Below are 2,400 nucleotides of genomic sequence, written 5' to 3'. Positions count from 1 at the left end.
GCGTATGCCCAACAACTGGCAAACGCCGCTATCATCAACCCTGGATTCTAAACCCGGCCGCTACTCAGGACGGGGGGACGTCGGCAGCCAGCTGCAATTGAGTATGGGCGTCGGCCTCACCGCCGCGCAGGCGGCTGCGCTCACGCAAGACATCGTGTGGATGGTGGAGCAGGACTACCAGGGTCAGAAGGTACTGGTGCCGGTGGTCTATCTGGCCTCCAACTCGCTGCAGTTGCGCGGCAATGGCGCCTTGATCGCCGGCGGCAACGTCGAGCTCAACGCCACCAACACCATGAGCAACCAGGGCGTGATCGCCGGTGCCGATGTCAGCGTCACCGCCGGCAACCTGCTCAACCAGGGCCGTATCAGCGGCACCGGTACCGTGGCATTGGAAGCGCGCAACGACCTGCTTAACCAGGGCCAGATCCAGGGCCGCGATGTGGGGCTTGCGGCCGGCAACACTCTGGTTAGCGAAGCGGCCAAGGCCATCAATGGCGTCGGCATCCTGTCAGGCATCAGTGCCAGCACTACGTTGCAACTGTTTGCCGGCAACGATATGACCCTGACCGGCACCCGCGTGCAAGCGGGCGGCAGCGCGGCGCTGATCGCGGGCAACAATCTCAGCCTCACGCCCAGCGCATTGCGCGACGACAATGGCCTGCTGCGTGGCGGCGATGCGGTGTCTGTCGTCACCGGCAAGGACTTGATCGTCTCCGCCGGCAACGACCTGCAACTGCATGGCGTGACCATCAACGCCGGCGGCAGCGCCGCCTTGCAGGCAGGCAACAACCTCTCGCTGACCCCGACCACCGGTCTGGACGGCAAGGTTGCCACCCGCACCAACATCAGCACCGGCGACAGCCTGCAACTCACCGCCGGCAACGACCTGACCATCCGCCAGGCCGAGGTCAAGGCCGGTGGTGATCTGATCGCCGCAGCAGGCAACAACCTCAATGTCGAGTCCGTCCTCAACGAGACCGAGACCGACAGCTACAAGACCCGCAACGGCAAGACCCGCGTCAGCACGACAACCACCACCCAAACCATCGATCAGCAAGCACTGACGGCCGGCGGCAACCTGATCCTCAGCGCCGGCAACGACGTCAATCTGGTCGCTGCCAAGCTCGATGCAGGCAAGGGGCTGGGGGTCAGCGCCGGCAACGACATCAACGCCAGCACGCTGACCACGGTGGACACCAGCGACACGCTGGAAACGCGCAAGCGCTTCAAGCAGACCACCAGCACCCGCGACGAAACCGTCTACGGCACCGAGTTCACCGCTGGCGGCAACCTCGCCATGCAGGCGGGCAGCGACATCACCCTGACCGCCGCATCGGCCGCCACCAAGGACGGCGGCATCACCCTGGCCGCCGGCAACGACGTCAACCTGCTCGCCGCCAGCGAGCAGTACGATGCCGTGCAGGACATGACCAAGAAGAAAAAGGGAACGTTCAGCAGCAAGACCACGACGACGCATGACGAGTGGCAGGACACGCTGGCCGTCGGGACATCACTTAGTGGCGATACGGTGCAGATCGCAGCGGGTAACGACTTGCTGTCGCAAGGTGCGCAGATTGCTGGCACTGGCGATGTGACACTTGCTGCTGGTAACAATATTGCCATCGATGTTGCGGAGAACAGCTACGCCGAGTCTCATGAATCCAAGACCAAGAAGTCCGGTCTCTTTGGCGGAGGTGGTGCGAGCGGCTTGGGGGGCATTGGCTTCACGGCCGGTAGCCAGAAAGCGTCGAATGCAAGCCAGTCCAGCAAAACCGCCACGACAGGAAGTTTGATTGGTAGCGTCGAAGGGAATGTGAGTGTAGTGGCAGGAGGCGATGTTGCGATCCGTGGTAGCGATCTGTTTGCCGGTCGCTCCACCGATGATGTCGAAGGAATCGGCGGCAATATTGCGATCCAGGGCCGTAGCGTGGAAATCACGCCGGTCGAGCAAACCGAGCGAATTCAGTCGCAAGCTAAGGCTAGCAGTAGCGGCCTATCGATGGCGTTGGTTGGCATTCCGATCGACACTGTTCGCAATATGCAGCAGATTGACGATAGCGATGCCAATGGAAGGGAAAAAACCAAGAGTTATCTCAATGAAGTGGCTGCTTCCGCAGGAAGCATGCCGCAGATCGCGATGGGCTTTGGTAGCAAAAGCGCATCCGCAAATGTAGACATTGAACGTGCCACCCAGCGCGGAGCTTCGGTCACGGCAGCAGGTGGCATCAGCGTGCGCTCGACAGAAGGCGACATCGTCCTGGCGGGTAGCAAACTTCTGGCTGGCGGCGAAGTGATGCTTGATTCACAGCGGGATCTAAGAAAGGTCTGATCAACTCACCACAGATGCGCGACACTACCGCCTCATGTAGAGGATTCATCCATGCAGCTGACGTTCGGTGA

General features: G+C 61.5%; 1 protein-coding gene. It reads left to right on the top strand.

The features are described 5' to 3' along the window. Positions 1 to 2,329 (top strand): hemagglutinin repeat-containing protein (locus XcodCFBP4690_RS22005; protein ID WP_244183776.1); only part of this gene is annotated, 2,329 nt, incomplete at its 5' end. Positions 2,330 to 2,400 lie beyond the last annotated feature (71 nt).

The organism is Xanthomonas codiaei (assembly GCF_002939785.1).
GTDB classification, from domain to species: domain Bacteria; phylum Pseudomonadota; class Gammaproteobacteria; order Xanthomonadales; family Xanthomonadaceae; genus Xanthomonas; species Xanthomonas codiaei.
The sequence above is the reverse complement of the archived record's forward strand: the minus strand, read 5'-3'. Positions and strand labels throughout refer to the sequence as shown.